We start from the raw sequence: 374 nt of genomic DNA, 5'->3' as shown, positions 1-374 counted from the left end.
CGGATAGCGTGATCGGTGCATCGTCATGGATGCCAATCTGATCGCCTTGGGCCTGTAGCTCAGGTGGTTAGAGCGCACCCCTGATAAGGGTGAGGTCGGACGTTCGAGTCGTCCCAGGCCCACCATTCTTTTGCTGGCCTCAGGCGCCGGCGGTCACTCCGTGACCTTAGGCTCCGCGCATCAGCGCGGGCGGCCGGTCGGCCTTGCGAGGCTTCGCCTCGTTCTCCCCGCGCTCCGATCCAACATCGTTTGGGGCTGTAGCTCAGCTGGGAGAGCAGTTGCTTTGCAAGCATCAGGTCGTCGGTTCGATCCCGTCCAGCTCCACCATTTGTCCTCACCCGCAGCCTAACGGCGCGACGGGGGCAAACGAGCCT

Annotated in this window: 2 tRNA genes; both read left to right on the top strand. The window is 63.4% G+C overall.

Annotation, left to right across the window (positions count from 1 at the left end):
- The first annotated feature begins 48 nt into the window (after window positions 1-48).
- Window positions 49-125, top strand: a tRNA-Ile gene (locus FV218_RS22550).
- 126 nt (window positions 126-251) lie between these two features.
- Window positions 252-327, top strand: a tRNA-Ala gene (locus FV218_RS22545).
- Window positions 328-374: the final 47 nt, after the last annotated feature.

Source organism: Methylobacterium sp. WL69, assembly GCF_008039485.1.
Classification (GTDB): Bacteria; Pseudomonadota; Alphaproteobacteria; order Rhizobiales; family Beijerinckiaceae; genus Methylobacterium.
Note: the sequence above shows the minus strand (reverse complement) of the source record. Positions and strands in the feature narration are given on the sequence as shown.